The following is a 22,576-nucleotide window of genomic DNA, read 5'->3' on the forward strand; positions in this document are numbered from 1 at the left end:
CGATCACCCCACCCGGCGCGGCATCCGGAACGGCAGCATCAGGCGAACCAGCGGATTCGCGTATCGCCTGAGGGACAGGCTCTCGTGCATCGGCCGGACCGCCTCGCCGCGTAGAGTCGTGCTGAGCTGCGAGCGGGCATAGAACGGCGTGTCCTCAAAGGTCCGCACAATGTCGGCGCGGCCGTCGTCGCTGCGGGTCTGCCGCGGCATGCGCCAGACCCGCGTCGCCGGAAGCTCGGCGCGCGGGGGCGGATCGATGTCCCGGGGTGTCCCATCGGCGGTAAAGCACAGGGTCAGGTCCTGGCGCGAGCCGTCGCGGCGATGCACGTCGTACAGGATCGCCGCCCCGGCCTGAAGGTCCGCCCGGCACCAGGTCCAATCGCGAAACGCCGCTTCCAGGGACGTGTCGCCGTGGTTCGTGTCGAAATAGGCCGTGCCGCGCCAGTTCAGATCAGGCTCGGTGAGGGCGACCTCGACCGGGGAGGACGGCGCCATCGGCCACCAGCGGTGCTGGCCCGCGGCGTCGAGGTGATGCGGCCCGGGCGTGATGCCGCCGGGTCGCAGCCGCACGGTGCCGCGCACCCGCTTGGGAATCGGCGCCGTCACCTCGTCGATCCGGATGGTCAGCGTCGTGCCATCCCACGACAGCCCGCTCGGGCCGATCGCGATGTGGTCGGCATCGCGCGTGAGGCTGGCGCGCCCCCGCTCGGTCATGCAGAAGCGGTTGGCTCGTTCGCCGTAGAGCACCACGTTGACGGCGCAGTGGTCGAAGGGATCGCGCGTCGGGTCCCAGGCGTAGTAGGGCGAGAACACGCTGCCGATGAAGGCGATGATGGTCAAACCCTGTCGCCCGTCCGCGCTCAGGGCGTCGACGTACCACCAGACGTAGCCGTCGCGATCCACCCGCGTATCGAAGCGCGGGCGCCAGTCCGGTCCCGCAGCAGGCTGTCCGCCGCGATCCGCCCGGATTGCGCCGCCATCGGCACCCCCGGCCCCGGGTGGATGCTCCCCCCGGCGAGGTACAGGCCCGGGATCCGGGTGCGAGCTCCCGGCCGCTTGAACGACGCCATCCAGCCGTGGGAGGCTCGGCCGTAGAGAGCCCCCGCCGTCCCCGGAAACAGCCGCGCGAAATCCGCCGGTCCCGTCGTCACCGGCTCCGCCGTTTCCGCGAGGGTCAGGCCGCTCGCGCCGAGGCGCCGCCGCATCGTGGTCACGCATGTCTCGATCTCCGAGGGGCCGATGGGCCGGGCAGGGGCATTGACGAGGCAGAGGAGGCGCTCGGGCCGGTCGGACGGAGCGGCGCGGTCGGATCGATCCTGCGCGCAGACATAGACGGTGGGGTCGTCCGGCAGGTGCCCGGCGCGGATGCGGGCGAACTCGGCCGCGTAATCGCCGGAGAAGAACACCGTGTGCCGGGCGAGCGGGAAACCGTTGGTCCGCGCCTGGAGGCACAGGGTGACCGCCGAGAGCGAACGATCGCCGGCCGGTACCGCGTCGGCGGCGCGGGCGGCCTCGCGCCCGAGAAGCCCGTCGGCCAGGGCCGCGACGTCGGCGTTGCAGACCACCGCATCCGCCGCCAGCCGCTCGCCGTCATCGAGGTCGACCCCGACCACGCGACCGCCCTGGACGGCGATTGAGCGCACCGAGGTTTCGTAGCGGAAGCGCGCGCCCCGGTCGGCGGCGAGATCCGCGACCACGGCGGCCAGCCGGCTGAGGCCGCCGCCGACGTGCCAGACCCCCTGGCTTTCCACATGCGCCACCAGCATCAGGGTGGCGGGCGCCGCGAAGGGCGACGAGCCGCAATAGGTCGCGTAGCGCCCGAACAGCTGCCGCAGGCGCGGATCGGCGAAGTAGTCGCCGAGCGCGCTCCACAGGGTGGTGAAGGGTTGGATGCGCCAGAGGTCGCCGAGGCCCGAGAGCCCGGCCTGTCGCGTCAGGTCGATCGGGCTCGGGCGCTCGCCCCGGATGAACGGTCGCTCCAAGGTGGCGTAGACCTCGGCGGCCCGGGCGCGGAAGCGGCGATACCCGTCCCGCTCCCGCGCCCCGGCGAAGGTGGCAATCGCCGCCTCGGAGGCCTCGGGATCGGCATGGAGGTCGAGCTGCTCGTCCGGCCCCCAGGCGTGTCGCGCCAGGATGCCGGCCGGTTCCAGACGCACATGGGGGGCGAGATCCGCACCGCATTCGGCGAAGATCTCCTCGAACACCCACCGCATGGTGAAGACCGTAGGGCCGGCATCGACGGCCGTTCCCCCGACCGGGACCCGCCGCATCTTGCCGCCGGGATGAACGGCCTGCTCGATCACCGTCACGTCGAGCCCGGCATGGGCCAGCCGCAGGGCCGCCACCAAACCTCCGATGCCGGCTCCGATGATCACGACCTTCACGTGCGCCTCTCCCGTCACACCGATCGACCTTGACGAGTGTCAATAAATACTGACACTTTGTTTTAGCAAGAACAAGTGACAGGGAGAGACGGGTCATGGACGCCAACCGTCGCATCGAGCAGGCCCTCGACGCCGCCGTCGCCCATCTGGAAGCGCCCGGCGCCCCGCCGCGCCTGGCCGAGTCGATCCGTTATGCGGTCTTCCCGGGCGGGCACCGCATTCGTCCGCGCCTGTGCCTCTCGGTGGCCCGTGCCTGTGGCGACGACGATCCGGCGGCTTCGGACGCGGCGGCGGCGGCGATCGAACTCTTGCACTGCGCATCCCTGGTGCATGACGATCTGCCCTGCTTCGACGACGCGCCCCTGCGGCGCGGGCAGGCCTCGGTCCACGCAGCCTTCGGCGAGCCCCTGGCGGTACTGACCGGCGACGCCCTCATCGTCTCCGCCTTCGAGACGCTGGCTCGCGGCGCGGCGCGCAGTCCGAAGCGCTTGGCGGCCCTGGTCGGGCTCGTCGCCCGCGCCGCCGGCTCCCCCGCCGGCATCGCCGCCGGACAGGCCTGGGAATCGGAACCGAACGTGGCGCTCACGGAATATCAGCAGGCCAAGACCGGAGCCCTGTTCGCGGCCGCGACCGTGACGGGCGCCGCCGCCGCCGGTGCGGCATCCCTGCCGTGGCGGCTCCTCGGAGAATGCCTCGGCGAGGCCTATCAGGTTGCCGACGACCTGCGCGACGTCGCCTGCCGCCAGGAGGAGGTCGGCAAGCCGGTGGGGCGTGATTCGACCCTCGGTCGGCCGAATGCAGCAGCGCTGCTCGGCATGAGCGGCGCGCTGGCCCGGTTGAAGCGCCTCGTCCGCGAGGCCGTCGACGTCATACCGGATTGCCCCGGTGCCGACATCCTGCGGGCGGAGATCGTGGCGCAGACGCGGTTGTTCCTGCCGGCAAGCCTGGCGCGGGAACTCGCCTGACGTGGCCGGCAGTGCGACGGCCGGGGCGCCGCCCACGCTCCGCCCCCGCGGCGGGCGGTCCCGCTGGTACACGCTCAGAGCCCGCATCATCGCCGATCCGCGATTCCAGCGCTGGGCCGCCGGCTTTCCGCTGACCCGACGCATCGCGCGGTCGAACACCCGGGCGCTGTTCGATCTGTGCGCGGGCTTCACCTACTCGCAGACGCTGTTTGCCTGTCTGAAGCTCGATCTCTTCGCGCTGCTCGCCGAGGGCCCGGTTCCCGCCGATCTCCTGGCAGCCCGGATGGATCTGTCCCGCGAGGCGTCGGCACGCCTCCTCAAGGCGGCCGTTTCGCTCGATCTCATCCGGCGCCTTCCGGACGGATGTTTCGTCCTGGCCGATCTCGGGGCGGCGCTGATCGGGAACCCCTCGATCAGCCGCATGATCGAGCATCACGCCCTGCTCTACGCGGATCTGTCCGATCCGGTCGCACTCCTGCGCGGCGAGAGCGGGCCGACCCGGCTCGCGGGCTACTGGCCGTACGCACGAGGCGATGGAGCCGAGCTGTCGACGGAGGCCGTGACCCCCTACAGCGCGCTGATGTCGGCCTCGCAGGCGCTGATCGCCGAGGACATCGTCGAGGCCTATCCGTTTCGGCGGCATCGTTGCCTGCTGGATGTCGGCGGCGGCGAAGGCGCCTTCCTGTCCGCCGCCGCCGCCGCAGCGCCCGACCTCGCGCTCAGGCTGTTCGATCTGCCCGAAGTGGCACGGCGCGCCGCGGCGCAATTCGCCCGCTCGGGCCTCGCCGACCGGGCTCAAGCCGTCGGCGGCAGTTTTCTGATCGATCCACTGCCCAAGGGTGCCGACGCACTCAGCCTGATCCGCGTCGTGCACGACCACGACGACGCGACGGTGCGAGGGCTGTTGCGAGCGGCCTGGACGGCGCTGCCGCCCGGCGGACGCCTGGTGCTGGCCGAGCCGATGAGCGGCACCGCCGGGGCCGAGCCGATCACCGATGCGTATTTCGGCTTCTACCTGCTGGCGATGGGGAGCGGTCACTGCCGCACCGCTGCGGAACTGACCGCGCTGCTGGCCGAAGCGGGGTTTCAGCGTATCCGCGAGGTCGCGACCCGGCGCCCGCTCCTGACCCGCATGCTGGTGTCCACCCGTTAAGACACCGAATAACGTAAGTTCTGCTTGACGTTCGAAAGTGTCTATCTAGGATGACACATCGAGTTCGAAGCCAAACGGACCGAATCGTCGGATGAGGGGAGGGCAGGCTCGATGCAGACGAACGCCGTGCTTCTTCATGCCCCCCGCCGGCTCGACCTCGAAACTCTCGACCTCGATACGCCGACGGCCGCTGACGCGGTGGTGGCGATCCGGTGGAGCGGAATCAGCACCGGTACCGAGCGCCTGCTCTGGTCCGGGACGATGCCGGCCTTTCCCGGCATGGGGTATCCGCTGGTGCCCGGCTACGAGTCGGTCGGCGAAGTGGTCGAGGCCGGCGCGGATTCCGGTATCCGGGTCGGACAGACAGTGTTCGTGCCCGGAGCCCGCTGCTTCGGACCCGTTCGCGGCCTCTTCGGCGGCGCAGCCTCCCATCTGGTCAGTGCCGGCGACCGCCTCGTCCCCATCGATCGGGCCTGGGGCGAGCGCGGAACCCTGATCGCACTCGCGGCGACCGCCCACCACGCCCTCGCGGGCATCGACCTGACCCGGCCGCTCCTGGTCGTGGGGTACGGCGTGCTCGGGCGACTGGTCGCCCGCCTCGCCAGGACCCTCGGCGGCGCGCCGCAGGTCTGGGAGATCGATCCGACCCGCCACGCGGGCGCCGACGCCTACGCTGTGAGCACCCCCGAGGCGGATGCCAGACACGACTACGCCACGATCCTCGATGTCAGCGGCGACGCGAGGATCCTCGATAGCGGGATCGCGCGTCTCGCCCCCGGCGGCGAGATCGTGCTCGCCGGGTTCTACGAGCGCCGCCTCGGCTTCGATTTCGCGCCCGCCTTCCTGCGCGAAGCCCGCATCCGCGTCGCCGCGCAGTGGCGGCCCGAAGACCTCGCCGCGACCTTGTCCCTGGTCGAACGCGACCGTCTCTCCCTCGACGGCCTCATCACCCATCGGCGCCCGGCCTCGGACGCTCCGGACGCTTACCGCACGGCTTTCGGCGAGCCCGAATGCCTGAAGATGATCCTGGATTGGAGAGCCGCATGAACATCCAGCTGACGAATCTGCAGCTGAACGGGGCCTCCGAAGCGCTGCGGGCCGAGGCCGGCATCGAGCCGGACCCCGTTCCGGTGACGGCGACCAAGGAAACACAGATCATCGCGATCTACGGCAAGGGTGGGATCGGCAAGTCGTTCACCCTGGCAAACCTCAGCTACATGATGGCCCAGCAGGGCAAGAAGGTCCTGCTCATCGGCTGCGACCCCAAGAGCGACACGACCTCGCTTCTGTTCGGTGGCCGCGCCTGCCCGACGATCATCGAAACTTCGACGAGGAAGAAGCTCGCCGGCGAGCAGGTCGCCATCGGCGATGTCTGCTTCAAGCGCGACGGCGTCTACGCCATGGAACTCGGCGGCCCCGAGGTCGGGCGCGGCTGCGGTGGGCGCGGCATCATCCACGGCTTCGAATTGCTGGAGAAACTCGGCTTCCACGAGTGGGGCTTCGACTACGTCCTGCTCGACTTCCTCGGCGATGTGGTCTGCGGCGGTTTCGGCCTGCCGATCGCCCGGGACATGTGCCAGAAGGTCATCGTCGTCGGCTCGAACGACCTGCAGTCGCTCTATGTGGCCAACAACGTCTGCTCGGCGGTGGAATACTTCCGCAAGCTCGGCGGCAATGTCGGCGTCGGCGGCCTCGTCATCAACAAGGACGACGGCACCGGTGAGGCGCAGGCCTTCGCCGAGGCGGTCGGCATCCCGGTTCTGGCCTCGATCCCGGCGCATGACGACATCCGGAAGAAGAGCGCGAACTACGAGATCATCGGCCGGCCCGAGAGCCCCTGGGGCTCGCTCTTCGCCGATCTCGCCCAGAACGTTCACGACGCTGCGGCCAACCACCCGACGCCCCTGAGCCAGGACGGCCTGCTCGGCCTGTTCAAGGGCGAAGCGGTCGGCCGGGGCGTCACCCTGGTGCCCGCCACCTTCGAGGACATGTGCGGCACGACCCAGGTCGTGAAGCCGTCCCTCGAAGTCGTGTACGACGAGGTCTGACGCGCATGGCCGTCACCCTCGACATCGCCGATCTTCGCGCTCGCAAGGAGCGCCCGGCCTCGACCCTGGTGCCCATCGTGGCCCCGGCCGAGGTGGTGAACATCGCCGCCACGAAGGCCGATGGTCTCGGGTGTCACTCCGGCAAGGCGACGATGCGGGCAGCGGCCGAGGCGGCCGGCCTGTCCGACACCCTGGAGCAGCTCCGCAAGGACTACCCGGCGGGTCCGCACGACCAGCCCCAGAGCATGTGCCCGGCCTTCGGCTCGCTCCGGGTCGGCCTGCGCATGCGGCGCACCGCGACGATCCTCTCGGGCTCGGCCTGCTGCGTCTACGGGCTGACCTTCACGTCGCACTTCTACGGCGCCAAGCGCAGCGTCGGCTACGTGCCCTTCAACTCCGAGACGCTGGTGACCGGCAAGCTGTTCGAGGACATCCGCGAGGCGGTGTTCCAGGTTGCCAAGCCCGCCGATTACGACGCCGTCGTCATCATCAATCTCTGCGTGCCGACCGCCTCGGGCGTGCCCCTGCGGCTTCTCCCGAAGGAGATCGACGGGGTCCGCATCATCGGCATCGACGTGCCGGGCTTCGGGGTGCCGACCCATGCCGAGGCCAAGGACGTCCTTGCTGGGGCGATGCTGAAATTCGCCCGGACAGAGGCCGAGCAAGGCCCCGTCCAGGCGCCCCGCGCCGGTCGGTCCGAGCGCCCGACCGTGGCGCTGCTCGGCGAGATGTTCCCGGCCGACCCGGTCGTCATCGGCGGTCTGCTGGAGCCACTCGGCCTCGCGGCCGGACCTGTGGTGCCGACGCGGGAATGGCGCGAACTCTACGCCGCCCTCGACTGCACCGCGGTCGCCGCGATCCACCCGTTCTACACAGCCTCAATCCGGGAATTCGCCGCCGCCGGGCGCCCCATCGTGGGCTCGGCTCCGGTCGGCCATGACGGCACCGCCGACTGGCTCGACCGGATCGGCGAGGCCTGTGCGGTCCCCCGCGCCACCGTCGGGGCCGCCAAGAACCGGCTGCTGCCGATGATCAAGGGCGCGCTCGCCGCCAGCCCGATCCGGGGCCGGATCACCCTGTCGGGCTACGAAGGCTCCGAACTCCTGGTCGGGCGCCTCCTCGTCGAGAGCGGTGCGGATCTGGCCTATGTCGGCACCGCCTGTCCGCGCACGCCCTATTCGGAGGCCGACCAGGCCTGGCTCGAGGCGCGCGGCGTCACCGTGCGCTACCGCGCCTCCCTGGAGGACGACCTTGGCGCCATGATGGATGCGCGGCCCGATCTCGCCATCGGCACCACGCCCGTGGTGCAGAAGGCCAAGGCAATGGGAATACCCGCCCTCTACTTCACCAACCTGATCTCGGCCCGCCCGCTGATGGGCGTGGCGGGCGCCGGATCGCTGGCCAAGGTGATCAACGCGGCGCTCGGCAATCGCGGTCGCTTCGATACGATGCGGGCCTTCTTCGATGGGGTCGGCGAAGGTCACGCAGCCGGCATCTGGGAGGATGTGCCCAAGCTTCGCCAGAACGTCGCCTCGGCCGTGCGCGCCAAGCCCGCCCCAGGAAAGTTCGACCATTCGCCGATCGGGGAGATGGCCTGATGCTTGTCCTCGATCACGATCGGGCCGGCGGCTACTGGGGCGCCGTCTACGTCTTCACCGCCATCAAGGGCCTGCAGGTCGTCATCGACGGACCGGTCGGCTGCGAGAACCTGCCCGTCACCTCGGTGCTGCACTACACCGATGCCCTGCCGCCGCACGAACTGCCGATCGTGGTCACGGGGTTGGCGGAGGAAGAACTCGGCCGCCACGGCACCGAGGCCGCGATGAAGCGGGCTCACGCCACCCTCGATCCGGCCCAGCCGAGCGTCGTCGTCACCGGCTCGATCGCCGAAATGATCGGCGGGGGGGTGACGCCGGAAGGCACCAACCTCCAGCGCTTCCTGCCGCGTACCATCGACGAGGACCAGTGGCAGGCGGCCGACCGGGCCATGGCTTGGCTCTGGAACGAGTACGGCGCCAAGCGCTTCGCCAAGAAGGGCATCCCGGCCCGGCCCGCCCGTCAGGAAGGCGTCAAGCCGCGGGTCAATCTCATCGGCCCGGCCTACGGCACCTTCAACATGCCCTCGGATCTGGCCGAGACCCGTCGCCTCGTCGAAGGCATCGGCGCCGAGGTGAACCTGGTGTTCCCGCTCGGCTCGCATCTCGCCGACGTCCCCGCCCTGGTGAACGCGGATGCCAACATCTGCCTCTACCGTGAGTTCGGCCGCCTGCTGTGCGAGGCCCTGGAGCGTCCGTACTTCCAGGCGCCCATCGGCATCCACTCGACGACGCGGTTCCTGCGCGCGCTCGGCGAAGCACTCGGCCTCGACCCGGAGCCGTTCATCGAGCGCGAGAAGCACACCACGATCAAGCCGGTCTGGGACCTGTGGCGCTCGGTGACCCAGGATTTCTTCGGGACCGCCAGTTTCGGGATCGTCGCGTCCGACACCTACGCTCGCGGCGTCCGCCACTTCCTCGAAGACGAGATGGGCCTGCCCTGCCATTTCGCCGTGTCCCGCAAGGCCGGACAGAAGACCGATAACGCCGAGATCCGCGACCTGATCGCGACAAACCCGCCGCTGGTGCTGTTCGGCTCGTTCAACGAGCGGATGTACGCGGCGGAAGCCGGCGCCCGCGCGGTCTTCGTGCCGGCCTCGTTCCCGGGTGCGATCATCCGGCGGCACACCGGCACGCCCTTCATGGGGTTTTCAGGCGCGACCTACCTGGTTCAGGAGGTCTGCAACGCGCTCTTCGACATGCTCTTCCACATTCTGCCGCTGGCCCGGGACATGGACAAGGTCGAGGCGACGCCCGCGCGTCTGCACCGCGAATTGCCCTGGGACGAGGCGGCCCGGGCGCGCCTCGACGCGCTGGTGGAGGCCCATCCGGTGCTGGTGCGAATCTCGGCGGCCAAACGCCTGCGCGATGCCGCGGAGCGGGTGGCCCGGCAATCCGGCGCGGTCCGCGTCGACCCGGACCATGTCGAGCGCGCCCGCGCCGAGGCGAGCCTCGGAGCTGCCGCATGAGCGCGCGTCCCGGTCTCGCCCCCCATTCCCTTTCCGGCTGGAGCGGCGCGGCGCCGTCCGGCCGGTCGAGACCGACCCCGCGCGTCCCAAACCGGACGCGTCCCGCCGCGGAGCGCCACGAGGAGATCATCCCATGCAACGTTCGCTGAATTCGGTGTCGCGCCTGCATCAGGACGAGGTCCAGGCCCGGATCCTCCTGGCCACCACCTACCCGTTCTTTCTGGCCGCAGCCCTGGTGCAGCGCGTGATCCCGCAAGCCGAGACCGCGCTTCCGCAACAGCGCCGTTCGGTCTTCGCCGAGGCACGCACCATGGCGGTCTCGGCCATCCCGTTCGTGTTCATGGGCTGAGTTCGCCTTCGGGTCGAGGCGCTTCGCCCGCCCCCGATCGACCTCCCGTCCCAACAGGCGGGAAGGACCGCCGAGGCCGCTCCGCGCGGTCCGGCGTCACCCCCCGTGCCCGAACCTGCGGGCGCGACCAGTCACAGCGGAGGTTTGAACCGATGGCCAATGGCATTGTCGAAAAACCGAGCAGCCTGTCCGGGCTGACGGAACCGGAAGCCAAGGAGTTCCACGCGATCTTCTTGACCAGCTTCATCATCTTCACGGCGATCGCCGTGGTCGCCCACATCCTCGTGTGGCTGTGGCGCCCGTGGCTGCCCGGACCGAAGGGCTACGCCGCCCTCGAGACGGCCGCCCACGGCGTCGTCTCCCTGCTCTCCTGAGAAGGACCCTCATCATGCACAAGGTCTGGCTTCTCTTCGATCCGCGCCGCACGCTCGTGGCGCTCTTCACCTTCCTGTTCATTCTGGCGCTGCTGATCCACTTCATCTTGCTCAGCACAGACCGGTTCAACTGGCTGGAAGGCCCCAAGGCGCCGCGCGCCGCCAATGCGCAGACGCTGGTTCTGCCCACGATGCCCGCCTGACCGGCGCGCACCTCGAGCACGGATGATCGGCGGGCGGCCTGCAAGCCCCCCGTCGACCATCGCCGGAGAGATGTGGTGGAGCGGGGGAGGTCGCGATGGCGATGCTGAGTTTCGAACGAAAATACCGCATTCGCGGCGGCACCCTGATGGGCGGCGACCTGTTCGATTTCTGGGTCGGGCCGTTCTACGTCGGGTTCTTCGGCGTCACGACGCTGTTCTTCTCGGTGCTGGGCACGGCCCTGATCATCTACGGCGCAGCGCTCGGGCCGACGTGGAACGTCTGGCAGATCAACATCGCGCCCCCCGACCTCAAATACGGCCTCGCCCTGGCGCCCCTGCAGGAGGGCGGCCTCTGGCAAATCATCACCTTCTGCGCGGTCGGGGCCTTCTCGTCCTGGGCCCTGCGCGAGGTCGAGATCTGCCGCAAACTCGGCATCGGCTACCACGTGCCCTTCGCATTCTCGGTGGCGATCCTGGCCTACGTCACCCTGGTGGTGGTCCGCCCGCTCCTGATGGGCGCCTGGGGGCACGGTTTCCCCTACGGCATCCTCTCGCACCTCGATTGGGTGTCGAACACCGGCTACCAATACCTGCACTTCCACTACAATCCGGCGCACATGCTGGCGGTGACGTTCTTCTTCACCACGACGCTGGCGCTCTCGCTCCACGGCTCGCTGATCCTGTCCTCCACCAATCCCGGGAAGGGCGAGGTGGTGAAGACGCCCGAGCACGAGGACACCTTCTTCCGCGATACCATCGGCTACTCGATCGGGACGCTCGGCATCCACCGCCTCGGCCTGTTCCTGGCCCTGTCTGCGGGGTTCTGGAGTGCCGTCTGCATCGTGATCAGTGGTCCGATCTGGACCCGCGGCTGGCCCGAATGGTGGGGCTGGTGGCTCAACCTGCCCGTCTGGCGCTGAGCTGGCACGAAACTGATCTCGGGACAGGGGGGGCGCGTGACGCCATGGCCTATTACCAGAACATCTTTTCCGAAGTGCAGGTCCGTCCGATTCAGCCCGAACACGGCATCCCCGTGGATGTCGACAAGCGCTGGGGCACGCCGTTCAACTCCTACCTGTTCGGCCTGATCGGCAACGCCCAGGTCGGGCCGATCTATATCGGCTATCTCGGGGGGCTTTCCTTCGTCTGCGGGCTGATCGCGTTCGAGATCATCGGCCTCAACATGTGGGCTTCCGTGAACTGGGACCCGGTCCAGTTCGTCCGGCAACTGCCCTGGCTCGCGCTCGAACCGCCACGCCCGCAATACGGCCTGAAGGTGCTGCCGCCGCTCGCCGAGGGCGGATGGTGGCTCATCGCGGGCTTCTTCCTGACCGCTTCGGTGCTGCTCTGGTGGCTGCGCCTGTTCCGCAGGGCGAAGGCGCTGGGCCTCGGCTATCACGTGCCCTGGGCCTTTGCCTCCGCGATCTGGCTGTTCCTGGTGCTGGGTTTCATCCGCCCGGTCCTGATGGGGTCTTGGAGCGAGGCGGTGCCCTTCGGCATCTTCCCGCACCTCGACTGGACCGCCGCCTTCTCGCTGCGCTACGGCAACCTCTTCTACAACCCGTTCCACATGCTCTCGATCGTCTTCCTGTATGGGTCGACGCTGCTGTTCGCGATGCATGGCGGGACCATCCTGGCGGTGAGCCGCTTCGGCGGCGAGCGCGAGATCGACCAGATCGTCGATCGCGGCACCGCCACCGAGCGCGCCGCCCTGTTCTGGCGCTGGACCATGGGCTTCAACGCCACCATGGAATCGGTCCACCGCTGGGCCTGGTGGTTCGCGGTCCTCACCACCCTGACGGGCGGCATCGGCATCCTGCTCACCGGCACGGTGGTCGACAACTGGTACCTGTGGGCGGTCAAGCACGGGGTCGCCCCCTCCTACCCACAGGTCTATCCGCCCGTCGTCGATCCGCTCGCCGTCTCGCCCGGCAGCCTCACGGGGGGAGCCCCATGAAGACCTTCTTCATCGTCCTCGGGGCCTCCATCGCGTTCTTTCTCACGGTGGCGATGTTCGGATTGACCGATTGGGACCGCCCGCCGCTGGCGGTTCAGCAGAGCGGCTTTCGCGGGACCGCGATGGCGCAGATCCACACCCGAGCCGGCGCCGCGGCGACCAAGGCGGCCAACCTCGCCCCGGCTCCCGCCGATCCCGCCGAACCCGGCGAAGAATTGGCGGGCACGACCTACGAGAACGTGCAGGTCCTCAAGAACGTCAGCGTCAACGAGTTCAATCGCCTGATGGCCTCGATGACCGAATGGGTCAGCCCGGAGCAGGGCTGCACCTACTGCCACAACACCGAGAACATGGCCGACGACAGCCTCTACCAGAAGAAGGTCGCGCGTCGGATGCTGCAGATGACGCAAGCTCTCAACACCGACTGGAAGGACAGCCATACGGGTGGGGCCGGCGTCACCTGCTATACCTGCCACCGCGGCCAGCCGGTGCCGAGCAACGTCTGGTTCACCGATCCGGGCCCGAACCGGCCCGGCGGCTTCATCGCCCGCAACAACGGGCAGAACCTCGCCGCTCCCTCGGTCGGGCTGGCTTCGCTGCCCTACGACACCCTCACCGAGTATCTCGCCGACAAGACCATCGACAATAACGCGATCCGGGTGAACGCCACGACGGCGCTGCCGACCACCAAGGGCAAGCCTATCCAGGAGGCGGAGAAGACCTACGCCCTGATGATCCACATGTCGGAGGGCCTCGGGGTGAATTGCACCTTCTGCCACAACACGCGTGCGATCTCGGACTGGTCGCAGAGCACACCCCAGCGGGTCACTGCCTGGCACGGCATCCGGATGGTGCGAGACATCAACGGCAACTATCTCGAGCCGCTGCTCTCGACCTTTCCAAAGAACCGGCTGGGCGTGCTCGGCGACGTGCCGAAGGTGAACTGCACCACCTGCCACAACGGGGTCAGCAAGCCACTCAACGGCGCCCACGTGATCGATGCCTACCCGGAACTCGCCCGGGCGACGGACACGGTCGCGGCCAACCCGGCGACTCCCATGCCTACGGCCCCGGCCGTCCCGCCTGAGACGGCTCCGGCTCCGCAATAATCCGGGCACGGGGTTCAAACGAAGAAAGCCGCCGGCGCGATGCCGGCGGCTTTTTTCTCAAACTGCTCTCGTGAACGGGCCGCCGCCTACCAAACGGGACGCGGCGACACCCCGTTCGAGCCTACTTCTTCGAGGCGAGGTAGGCGATGACGTCGTCGATCTTCTTGTCGTCCGGGTAGCCGGCGAACACCATCTTGGTGCCCGGAACCTTGGTCTTCGGGTTCTTCAGCCACTCGTGCAGGTTGGCCTCATCCCAGGTGATCCCGGAGCCCTTGAGGGCGGCGGAATAATTGTAGCCCTCCTCGGATGCGGCCTTGCGGCCGACGACGCCGGTCAGGTTCGGCCCGACCCCGTTCTTACCGAAGGCGTGGCAGGCTTTGCACGGTGCGAAGGCCTTCTCGCCCGCGGCCGCATCACCTTCCGCATGGGCCGCCACCGGCAGCAAAGCGGCGAATACGGCACCGATCATCATAGACCGCATTTGGGGGGTTTCCTCTCGGATCGATTTCCTGACCAGCCATACCTAACCCCCGCTCTCGCAAAGGTATCCGAACGATCCGCCTCATCACGCGTATTTGATTATCACCGACGGGATTAAGCCGTGGCCGACCCTGGAACGCGTCATTTGCCTTCCCTAACCTGGGGTGGGATCGCACAGCCGATCGCGAAAGGTGGAGCGATGCCGGTCCGACCGTCAGACGTCTGTCAATTTCTGGATCGCTCGGGATGGAGCCAGGCGCGGTTGGCCTGGGAACTCGGGGTCAATCAGCCCCGGATATCGCGCTTCATCACCGGCATGAAGAAGCCGAACCGCCAGTTGGAACAGGTGTTGGAGGCTTTCTTCACCCGTGACGCGCGTGCGCGCGGCAACGATGGGCGCATCGGCCTGCACGCGCCCTCAGGCGTGCAGCAATCCTCGATCGTCGCCTGAACGATCGTTCGGATGGACGACGAGCGTCAGGCCAAGCCACGCGCTGATGCGGGGCCGGGTGGGCGACTTAAGGCTGTGGCGTCGAGAAGAATTTCGGATCGAGGGCCGCCAGGGCCAGGAGCTGCGGCGGCATGATCACGCCCGCGACGCGCATGGACCGAGCGGCCGCACGACAGGCCGGCTGATCGTTCGATCCGGCAGCTGCCTCGATCTTGGCAACCAAGGCTGGATCGGGCTTCGGGCTCGGGGCAGGGGCGCCGGGCGCAGGCGGAGATTTCGCGCTGGCATTGGCCTGCGTTAGCACCGTCTTGCCGTTGCTGACCGGCGCACGCGTATCGCTGGTCGGTGCCTTGGTCTCGGGATTTGCCGGCCCGCTGAGCCCCGATTTTTGCTGCGGCTCTCCGCCGGACGGGGAGGGCTGGCCATCGCTCTTGCCCGACGCGTTGGAGACGGCGGTGGCCTGCTTTGCCGGCGTCGCGGCCTCCTGCTTCTTCTCTTCCGGCTGCTTCACGAAGGCGACCAGCTCCTGGCACAGGTTGGCCGGTCCCTTCGACGGCGCAGGCGCGGGCGCCGCATCCTGGGCGAAGGCGGCCGGTGCCACGAGGCAGCCCGACAGGAGAAGCGCGGCGAAAGGCAGGCGTCGGGTCATGCTCGGGTCCCTGAAATCTCGTCCGCTGGAATCTTGGGCGCGGGAAACGTTCGGCGATGGGCTGTCGGTTCAGGACCGCTTGGGATGCGAGGGCTCGCCGGTGGCCTTGCCGTGGGCCGCCTCACCGGTGTCGTTGGTGTTCGGGTCGCCGTTCCACTTCTCGCCGACGAGGTTGGTTCCCGGCTCCGAGACGCGCGCCCCCGACGTCGCGAAGGCCTGGTAGGCGAATTTCTGATTGCTCGTCAGCGCGTACATGGCGAGGACGCCGAGCCCGATGGCCGCGATCACGGCAAGAATGAAGGCTTTCATGGTCTCGGTCCTCGCCGCTTGGGCATCGTCAGGCTGGGGCTTCGATTATTCGGCCGGGGCGGGGTGGCGCCCGGAGAGTTGCGGACCGCTTGCGGTCTTGGCCTGCTCCTGCTCGACCCAGAGATCGTGGTGGGCACGCGCCCAGGCGAGGTCGACCTTGCCGCTGCCCATCGCGTCGTAGGCGCCCTTCATGCCGAGCGTACCGATGTAGATGTGAGCGAGGATGCCGGCGATGAAGGCGATGCCGATCAGCGAGTGAATCACCTGCATGACCTGCATGCCGTTGATGTCGAGCAGCGCGAACGGGAACAGCATCATCAGGCCCGTCACGCTCATGGCGACGCCGAAGCCGGCGACCATCCAGAACACGCCCTTCTGGCCCGCATTGAAGCGGGCGGCATGCGGGTGCTTCTTGCCGATGAAGCCGCCGCCGGCCTTGATCCAAGCCCAGTCGAGGCGGTTCGGGATGTTGTCCTTGATCCAGACGACGAACATCATCACCACGCCGAACATGAACGGCCAGGCGAGGTAGACGTGGCTGTACTTGGCCCATTGCGCCAGGGCGCCGAAGGCCTCGGGGCCGATCAGCGGCATGAGCAGGCGCTTGCCGAAGATGTAGTTCAGGCCGGAGAGCGACAGGATGATGAAGCACACGGCCGTCATCCAGTGAGTGAAACGCTCGAACGTGTTGAACCGAAGGATCTTCTTGCCGGATTCCTGGCTGTGTTCGGTCAGGATGCGTCCGCGCCAAAGGAAGAACACGCCGAGGGCCGCGATCATGCCGAGGATGAAGGCCGCGCCGATCCAGGGCAGGTAGCGCTCGCGGAACGACTGGTACTCGCGACCCTGCGGCTGGATGAGGTTCGCCGCCTTCTGATCCGGGATGCTGATGCGCCCCGTGATCTTGTCGGCGTTCTTGAAGAGGAATTCCTCATTGACGGAATCCGCCGTGGGCCTGGCGCCCATCGGGTTCTGCCCGTCCCGGGTGATCGGGTTCTGTGCCCGAGCCGGTTCGAACGCCGCCGGCGCGGCCAGGAGCGTCGTTGCGACGACGAGGGTGCTGAGGAGCGTGATTGCCCGCCGCATCGGCGTTCCTTTCGATGGCGTGATGCGGGACCTCCGCCTAAGCGGAGGTCCCGAGGTCGTTTCCGCGGCGATCAGATCGCCACGGTCTCGCGGTAGGCGGTCTTCCAGCCCCAGGCGCCGGAGCCGTAGCCACGCTTGATCACGCGCTGCTTGTAGATCTCGGCGATCATCTCGCCGTCGCCAGCGAGCAGGGCCTTGGTCGAGCACATCTCGGCGCAGAGCGGCAGCTTGCCCTCGGCGAGCCGGTTCGAGCCGTACTTCTCGTACTCCGCCACCGAGAGGTCCGGTTCCGGACCGCCCGAGCAGTAGGTGCACTTGTCCATCTTGCCGCGCGAGCCGAAATTGCCGACGCGCGGATATTGCGGCGCGCCGAACGGGCAGGCGTAGAAGCAGTAGCCGCAGCCGATGCAGATATCCTTGGAGTGCAGCACCACCGCGTCGGCGGTGGTGTAGAAGCAATTGACCGGGCACACGGCGGCGCAGGGCGCGTCGGTGCAGTGCATGCACGCCATCGAGACCGAGCGCTCGCCGGGCTTTCCGTCGTTGAGAGTGACGACGCGACGACGGTTGATGCCCCAGGGCACCTCGTGCTCGTTCTTGCACGCGGTCACGCAGGCGTTGCACTCGATGCAACGGTCTGCGTCACAGAGGAACTTCATACGGGCCATGGTGGATGCGCTCCTCTCACGCGGCCTTGATCTGGCATAGGGTACACTTCGTCTCCTGCATGCCCGTCACAGGGTCGAAGCCGTAGGTGGTCACCGAGTTGACGCTCTCGCCGAGCACCACCGGGTCGGTGCCCTTCGGGTAGTAGTCGCGCATGTCCTTGCCCTCGTACCAACCCGAGAAGTGGAAGGGCATGAAGGCCACGCCCTTGCCGACACGGTCGGTGACGAGTGCCTTCATCTTGGCCTTGGAGCTGTTCTCGGCGCCCGTGACCCAGACCCAGCCTCCGTCCTTGATGCCGCGCTCGGCGGCATCGCCGGTGTTGATCTCGACGAACATGTCCTGCTGAAGCTCGGCGAGCCACGGGTTCGATCGGGTCTCCTCGCCGCCGCCCTCGTACTCGACGAGACGACCCGAGGTGAGGATGATGGGGAAGTCACGCGCCACGTTGCGCTCGACCGCCGCCTTCTGCACCGAGAAGCCGATATTGGGCATGCGGAACTGCCGCTCGTCGGGCCGGGTCGGGTACTTCGCCACCAGATCGGGACGGGGCGAATAGACCGGCTCGCGGTGCACCGGCACCGGGTCGGGCAGATTCCAGGCATTGGCCCGCGCCTTGCCGTTGCCGAACGGAATCACGCCGTGATCGAGGCAGACGCGCTGGATGCCACCCGACAGGTCGGTGGCCCAGCTCACGGTGTCGGGCTTGTCGCCGCCGATCTTGAGGATGGTGGCGAGTTCGTCCGCAGTCAGGTCCTTGTCCCAACCGAGCTTCTTGAACACCCCGAAGGTGAATTCCGGATAGCCGTCGGTGAGATCGGAATCCTTGGTGAAGCTGTCCTCGGCCAGCAACGTCTGGCCGTTGCGCTCGGTGCCGAAACGGGCCCGGAACGTACTGCCGCCGTCCTTCACGTGCAGAGAGGTGTTGTACAGGATGGCGGAACCCGGGTGGCGCAGCTCGGGCTTGCCCCAGCACGGCCAGGGCAGGCCATAATAGTCGCCGCCGACTTCCGGATCGTCCTTCGGCGCCCGCAGGGTGATCAGGTCGAACTTGTGCTGATTGCGCATGTGCGCCTTCAGCCGTTCCGGGCTCTGGCCGCAATAGCCGGTCGACCAGCCGCCGCGGTTGATCTCCCGCAGCAGATCTTCGGCCGACGGGACGTTGTTCTCGACCTTGATGTTCTTGAACAGCGTCTCGGCGAAGCCGAGCTTCTTGGCCAGGAGGTAGAGCACCTCGTAGTCGTTCTTCGACTCGAAGGCCGGCTTCACGATCTGCTCGCCCCATTGCAGCGAGCGGTTCGAGGCCGTGCGCGAGCCGTCCATCTCCAGCGACGTGCAGATCGGCAGCAGGTACGTGTTGTCCTGCCGGGCATCGAGGGCCGCGAAGGTCGTCGGATGCGGATCGGCGACGACGAGCAGTTCGAGCTTGTTCATGCCCTCGATCGCCTCGGGCAGGCGGGTCACGGTGTTACCGCCATGGCCGAAGACCATGAAAGCCTTGATCGGACTGCGCTGGTCGATCTGCTCGGGCGGCAGGTTCACGGCATCGAACCAGCGCGTCGAGGTGATGCCGGGCGCCTCCATGTTCTCCTTGCGCGAGCGGGCCTTCCGCCCGGCCGCGGCCGGAACCTCGTCGAAGCGGGATTGCAGCCACTCGTAGGGCACGTCCCAGACGCGAGCCCAGTGGCGCCAGCCGCCCTCGACCAGACCGTAATAGAGCGGCAGCGAGGTCACATCGAGGCCCAGATCCGTGGCGCCCTGCACGTTGGTGTGGCCGCGGAAGATGTTGGCGCCGGTGCCGGGCTTGCCGACATTGCCCGTGGCGAGACACAGGATGCAGAGCGCGCGCACGTTGGCGGTACCCACCGTGTGCTGGGTCGCGCCCATGCACCAGATCAGGGTGGCGGGCTTCTCCTTGGCGAATTTCTCCGCGACGCGGCGCAGCTGCTCGCCGGGCACGCCCGAGACGCGCTCGACCTCTTCCGGCGTCCACTTGGCGACTTCCTTGCGGACATCGTCCATGGCGTAGACGCGCTGGGCGATGAACTCCTTGTCCTCCCAGCCATTCTGGAACACGTGCCAGAGGATGCCCCACACCACCGGAATGTCGGTGCCGGAGCGGATGCGGACATACTCGGTGGCGTGGGCCGCCGTCCGGGTGAAGCGCGGATCGATGACGATCATGTTCGCGCGGTTGATCTCCTTGCCCGACAGCACGTGCTGCATGGAGATCGGGTGCGCCTCGGCCGGATTCCCGCCGAGGATGATCATCGTCTTGGCGTTGCGGATGTCGTTGTAGGAATTGGTCTGGGCGCCGTAGCCCCAGGTGTTGGCGACGCCCGCCACCGTGGTCGAGTGGCAGATACGCGCCTGATGGTCGACGGAATTGGTGCCCCAGAAGGCCCCGAACTTGCGCATCAGGTAGGCGGCCTCGTTCGTGAATTTGGCCGAGCCGAGCCAGTACACCGAATCCGCGCCGTTCTTCTCGCGGATGGCACCCAGCTTGTCGCCGATCTCCTCGATCGCCTGCTCCCAGGACACGCGCTGCCATTGCCCGCCGACGAGCTTCATCGGGTACTTCAGGCGTCGGTCGGACGAGACAAGCTCGCGGATCGCCGCGCCCTTGGCGCAGTGCGTGCCGCGGTTGATCGGGCTGGCATAGGACGGCTCCTGGCCGACCCAGACACCGTTGACCACCTCGGCCGTCACAGTGCAGCCCACCGAGCAGTGGGTGCAGACGTTCTTCCTGATCTGAACGTCCGGGCCGACGGCCGATGCGCCCGCAGCCCGCGCCTGACGCACGGACCCGAGCTGGATCGTTCCGGCCGCAGCCAGAGCGCCTGCAGTCAGGCCGGATTTCTTCAGGAATCCACGGCGATCCAGCACGCCGGCCGCGAGGCCGGCCGCAACGGCCTGGTGCTTGGTGCGGCTCGCCTCGCCGCTCTTGCGCTTGGTCAGCATCGCAGGCTCACTTCTTTCCGGCGTTCGTGCTGTTCTGGAGAGTCTCGTATCCGTTGGTCCGGTAGAACGCCTTCACCTCGTCGGTGAGGCGATAGCGCGACCGGGTCTCGTCCGTGCCCGGGTCGTAGGCCTGGGCTTCCGTCGCGGTCAGCGGCGCGGTGGAGACGCCGACCGCGGCCGCCACCGTGCCGCCACCGAGGGCGCGAAAGAACTGGCGACGGCCGAGCTGGTCCTTCTGATCCTGTCCCATCGCCCAAACTCCCTGACGGGCTCCGACCTGTTCAGGTCCGACGCCCCAATCCCACTGGAATGGATGCCTCAGGCATCCATCGCGAAAGCGGCCGCCTCGATCTCGAGGAAGGCCCGTCCCAATGCCCCGACCGAACGATAGAAGCGCGCCGCCCTGGCGCGCTCCAGATCGGTGAAGAACCGCATCCCCCACGGCGCGATGTGCCGGAGGAAGAGGTCGCGCGCGGCATCCGGCCCTGCCGTGAACCGGCCGGACGTCACCCCCCCCATCACATCGAAGAGAATCGCGATGTGATCCTCCGGTTCGGTCATCGACGGATCCCGCTCGATCCCCAAAGCCGCGAGATCCTCACGGACCCGGGCCAGGGGTCGCTCATTGAGGAACCCGGTCAGATAGTAGGACGCGTAGGGCAGAAGCTCCCCGCGCCCGACGCCGACGAACAGGGCGAAATACTCCCGCTCCACCGCCGCCTCGGACGTCGCAGCGGCGGCCTCGCCCAGCATGCCGACCTCCCGGCCGAGCACGCTGTCGCCCCCCTTGAGCCCCTTCAGGGCATCGAGCAGATCGCCGTTCGGCAGGCGGCCAAGCAGGACGGCCAGAAGATCGTATTGCTGGGCGCGAAGTTGATCGACCTCGTCGATGACGAGTTCGCGCGCGTCGGCCGTGATGATCGAATCCCCGATACCGACACCCATCTCCGCTGACAGCTCCGAAAGCGTCGCGCCGGAACGCACGCGCCGCCTCAATCCAACAGGTACCCGGTCACTCGACTTCGTCGTGCAGCCCAGTTTGTATTGATAATAAAAAGCGTTTGCCGCCACCGCAATCGCGTTTGTACGAATTAGCTGGGCATCGCGCCGCCATGGCGTCGCATGCGCGAAACGATTGTGGGCGATTGAAACTCTTCCCCCGCAACCGTGATCGGAAGCGCCTCCGGCGCTGCAACGTGCGGGCGATGGGCGTCGGAAACAGCGGGCGCGGGCAGCGTCTCGGCGAGTTCGACCACATCCTGGTCCTCGGCGGTCCGTTCGGTGTCCGGCTCCGCGTCCGGCTCGCGCGTGTCCCCGGGTTCGAGCGGTGTCGGCGCGGGTTTAGGGCCGGCGCCCGTCATGATCCGCTCGACCATGGCCTTGATGTCGTCCGTCGGTAGCATCGGCCCGAGGCCCGGGACTCCGCCCGGCGTGTTCCAGTCATAAGCGTATTCCCGCGCTTCGCTGACGAAGTCGCGGATGCCGGGATCGACCGACCACATCCGGCGCAGAGCGGCGTTTCGCAGGGCGGAGGGGATGCCCGCCCGGAGGAAGGGCGCGAGGTCGGTCTCGGCTGTCAGATCTTCGAGCTTCGGCAGGCGAGCGATGGCTTCGGCCAGTTCCTCATCCGCCTGGGGATTCGCCTCGATATCCGAAAGTGCCCTGGCCTCGCTATCGGCCTCGACGGCGCCACTCGCCTCGTCTGCTTGCGGAACGGCTCGCACGCGCTCCTGCTGTCGGACGGCCTGCTTGCGCCTCGCCCAGCGCGAGAGAATACCGTCGCTCATTCGCCGCGCCCCCGGCCGCCCCGCGCCAGCGCCTCCGGATCGGCCCGATCGCGCTTGCGCTTCTCGAATTTGCGCTCGACGTGGAACGCCTCGAAGAACGCCAGCAGGATCCCTTGCGATTCCGTCGGCATCGGCACCGCCTCCACGATCTCGCCGATCCCCTCGGCCATCGCTTCGCCCTCGTAGGGATCGGCCGTCACGGCGGCGATCTCATAGGCATCCTCGCCGAGCTTGCGCAGGGCGACCCAGAGGGACGGGCGACCGGAGACGAGGTTGTCGCGGTAATGCGAGGTCTCGGCCGGATGGAGCAGCACGTCGTAGGCACCGGCATAAAATACCGCCTCCTCTTCGGTCTCCGAGAGCCGGGTCCAGGCCGCCACCGGGGGAGCCGCCGGAAGAGCGGCGACGGGCAGCCAGGCATGGGTCGCCCAGGGGCCTCGCAGGCGCCGTCGCGCCACCAGGATGCCGACCTCGAAATGGTTGTCGGGCCTGACCTGTTCCTGCTCGGACACGATTTCCTGAGCAGGCCCGACCGGGATCGGTCCTCCACCCGGAGGGTCAACACGGTCGCCGTCGTTCGG

Annotated in this window: 25 protein-coding genes; 13 read left to right on the forward strand and 12 right to left on the reverse strand. The window is 68.0% G+C overall.

The window, feature by feature from the left end:
• Positions 1-3 precede the first annotated feature (3 nt).
• Positions 4-903 (reverse strand): carotenoid 1,2-hydratase, encoded by a 900-nt coding sequence (locus ASF57_RS02315; RefSeq protein WP_200935798.1) that lies wholly within the window; start codon positions 901-903, stop codon positions 4-6.
• Positions 861-2,384 carry a 1-hydroxycarotenoid 3,4-desaturase CrtD gene (crtD, locus tag ASF57_RS02320; RefSeq protein ID WP_244476776.1) on the reverse strand — a complete coding sequence of 508 codons (1,524 nt, stop codon included), beginning with the start codon at positions 2,382-2,384 and terminating at the stop codon, positions 861-863. Before crtD ends, ASF57_RS02315 begins: the two co-directional genes overlap by 43 nt.
• A gap of 95 nt (positions 2,385-2,479) precedes the next feature.
• Between crtD and ASF57_RS02325 the strand changes: the two genes are divergently transcribed.
• The 12 genes from ASF57_RS02325 to pufC all read left to right on the forward strand — a co-directional run bounded on the left by ASF57_RS02325 (position 2,480) and on the right by pufC (position 13,606).
• Entirely contained in the window at positions 2,480-3,349 is an 870-nt protein-coding gene (locus ASF57_RS02325; RefSeq protein ID WP_056479485.1) for a polyprenyl synthetase family protein, read from the forward strand.
• 1 nt (position 3,350) lies between these two features.
• Complete coding sequence (locus ASF57_RS02330) at positions 3,351-4,502, forward strand: methyltransferase (protein WP_056479490.1); 1,152 nt, start codon at positions 3,351-3,353, stop codon at positions 4,500-4,502.
• A gap of 111 nt (positions 4,503-4,613) precedes the next feature.
• Complete coding sequence (gene bchC, locus ASF57_RS02335) at positions 4,614-5,549, forward strand: chlorophyll synthesis pathway protein BchC (RefSeq protein WP_056479492.1); 936 nt, start codon at positions 4,614-4,616, stop codon at positions 5,547-5,549.
• On the forward strand, positions 5,546-6,550 hold the full coding sequence (locus ASF57_RS02340) for a chlorophyllide a reductase iron protein subunit X (protein ID WP_056479496.1): 1,005 nt from the start codon (positions 5,546-5,548) through the stop codon (positions 6,548-6,550). Before bchC ends, ASF57_RS02340 begins: the two co-directional genes overlap by 4 nt.
• 5 nt (positions 6,551-6,555) lie before the next feature.
• Positions 6,556-8,148, forward strand: a complete 1,593-nt coding sequence (bchY, locus tag ASF57_RS02345; protein ID WP_056479498.1) for a chlorophyllide a reductase subunit Y — start codon at positions 6,556-6,558, stop codon at positions 8,146-8,148.
• Positions 8,148-9,614 (forward strand): chlorophyllide a reductase subunit Z, encoded by a 1,467-nt coding sequence (gene bchZ / locus ASF57_RS02350; protein ID WP_056479501.1) that lies wholly within the window; start codon positions 8,148-8,150, stop codon positions 9,612-9,614. The genes bchY and bchZ overlap by 1 nt, the downstream gene beginning before the upstream one ends.
• Before the next feature lie 133 nt (positions 9,615-9,747).
• Entirely contained in the window at positions 9,748-9,963 is a 216-nt protein-coding gene (locus ASF57_RS02355; RefSeq protein WP_056186434.1) for a hypothetical protein, read from the forward strand.
• 152 nt (positions 9,964-10,115) lie between these two features.
• Positions 10,116-10,337 (forward strand): light-harvesting antenna LH1, beta subunit, encoded by a 222-nt coding sequence (pufB, locus tag ASF57_RS02360; protein ID WP_056186431.1) that lies wholly within the window; start codon positions 10,116-10,118, stop codon positions 10,335-10,337.
• A gap of 14 nt (positions 10,338-10,351) precedes the next feature.
• Complete coding sequence (pufA, locus tag ASF57_RS02365; RefSeq protein WP_018043293.1) at positions 10,352-10,540, forward strand: light-harvesting antenna LH1, alpha subunit; 189 nt, start codon at positions 10,352-10,354, stop codon at positions 10,538-10,540.
• A 95-nt stretch (positions 10,541-10,635) separates the two neighbouring features.
• On the forward strand, positions 10,636-11,460 hold the full coding sequence (gene pufL / locus ASF57_RS02370; protein ID WP_056186428.1) for a photosynthetic reaction center subunit L: 825 nt from the start codon (positions 10,636-10,638) through the stop codon (positions 11,458-11,460).
• Positions 11,461-11,504: 44 nt separating this feature from the next.
• Positions 11,505-12,497 carry a photosynthetic reaction center subunit M gene (gene pufM, locus ASF57_RS02375; RefSeq protein ID WP_056479506.1) on the forward strand — a complete coding sequence of 331 codons (993 nt, stop codon included), beginning with the start codon at positions 11,505-11,507 and terminating at the stop codon, positions 12,495-12,497.
• On the forward strand, positions 12,494-13,606 hold the full coding sequence (pufC, locus tag ASF57_RS02380) for a photosynthetic reaction center cytochrome PufC (protein WP_056479510.1): 1,113 nt from the start codon (positions 12,494-12,496) through the stop codon (positions 13,604-13,606). Before pufM ends, pufC begins: the two co-directional genes overlap by 4 nt.
• 121 nt (positions 13,607-13,727) lie before the next feature.
• Here the strand turns inward: pufC and ASF57_RS02385 are convergent, their stop codons facing one another.
• A complete protein-coding gene (locus tag ASF57_RS02385) occupies positions 13,728-14,087 on the reverse strand; it encodes a cytochrome c family protein (RefSeq protein WP_056186421.1) in 360 nt (119 codons plus the stop codon).
• Positions 14,088-14,348: 261 nt separating this feature from the next.
• On the opposite strand from ASF57_RS02385, the gene ASF57_RS02390 reads away from it, so the two are divergent.
• Positions 14,349-14,537 (forward strand): hypothetical protein, encoded by a 189-nt coding sequence (locus tag ASF57_RS02390; RefSeq protein WP_056479514.1) that lies wholly within the window; start codon positions 14,349-14,351, stop codon positions 14,535-14,537.
• Between the two features lie 67 nt (positions 14,538-14,604).
• Here the strand turns inward: ASF57_RS02390 and ASF57_RS02395 are convergent, their stop codons facing one another.
• From ASF57_RS02395 to ASF57_RS02435, 9 genes are all read right to left on the reverse strand, one after another.
• Entirely contained in the window at positions 14,605-15,186 is a 582-nt protein-coding gene (locus tag ASF57_RS02395) for a hypothetical protein (RefSeq protein WP_056479518.1), read from the reverse strand.
• Between the two features lie 69 nt (positions 15,187-15,255).
• Positions 15,256-15,495 carry a hypothetical protein gene (locus ASF57_RS02400; RefSeq protein WP_056479521.1) on the reverse strand — a complete coding sequence of 80 codons (240 nt, stop codon included), beginning with the start codon at positions 15,493-15,495 and terminating at the stop codon, positions 15,256-15,258.
• A 45-nt stretch (positions 15,496-15,540) separates the two neighbouring features.
• Positions 15,541-16,581, reverse strand: a complete 1,041-nt coding sequence (locus ASF57_RS02405; protein WP_056479524.1) for a formate dehydrogenase subunit gamma — start codon at positions 16,579-16,581, stop codon at positions 15,541-15,543.
• Positions 16,582-16,652: 71 nt separating this feature from the next.
• A complete protein-coding gene (fdh3B, locus tag ASF57_RS02410; RefSeq protein WP_055955987.1) occupies positions 16,653-17,249 on the reverse strand; it encodes a formate dehydrogenase FDH3 subunit beta in 597 nt (198 codons plus the stop codon).
• Positions 17,250-17,265: 16 nt separating this feature from the next.
• Positions 17,266-20,208, reverse strand: coding sequence for a formate dehydrogenase subunit alpha (locus tag ASF57_RS02415; protein ID WP_056186406.1), 2,943 nt, complete (start codon positions 20,206-20,208; stop codon positions 17,266-17,268).
• 7 nt (positions 20,209-20,215) lie between these two features.
• Positions 20,216-20,458 carry a formate dehydrogenase gene (locus ASF57_RS02420; RefSeq protein WP_056479530.1) on the reverse strand — a complete coding sequence of 81 codons (243 nt, stop codon included), beginning with the start codon at positions 20,456-20,458 and terminating at the stop codon, positions 20,216-20,218.
• Between the two features lie 68 nt (positions 20,459-20,526).
• Complete coding sequence (locus tag ASF57_RS02425) at positions 20,527-21,153, reverse strand: molecular chaperone TorD family protein (RefSeq protein WP_056479533.1); 627 nt, start codon at positions 21,151-21,153, stop codon at positions 20,527-20,529.
• Between the two features lie 146 nt (positions 21,154-21,299).
• Entirely contained in the window at positions 21,300-21,995 is a 696-nt protein-coding gene (locus ASF57_RS02430; protein ID WP_056479535.1) for a DUF3306 domain-containing protein, read from the reverse strand.
• Positions 21,992-22,507 carry a DUF3305 domain-containing protein gene (locus tag ASF57_RS02435; RefSeq protein WP_056479537.1) on the reverse strand — a complete coding sequence of 172 codons (516 nt, stop codon included), beginning with the start codon at positions 22,505-22,507 and terminating at the stop codon, positions 21,992-21,994. The genes ASF57_RS02430 and ASF57_RS02435 overlap by 4 nt, the downstream gene beginning before the upstream one ends.
• Positions 22,508-22,576 lie beyond the last annotated feature (69 nt).

The organism is Methylobacterium sp. Leaf117, from assembly GCF_001422985.1.
Taxonomy (GTDB): domain Bacteria; phylum Pseudomonadota; class Alphaproteobacteria; order Rhizobiales; family Beijerinckiaceae; genus Methylobacterium.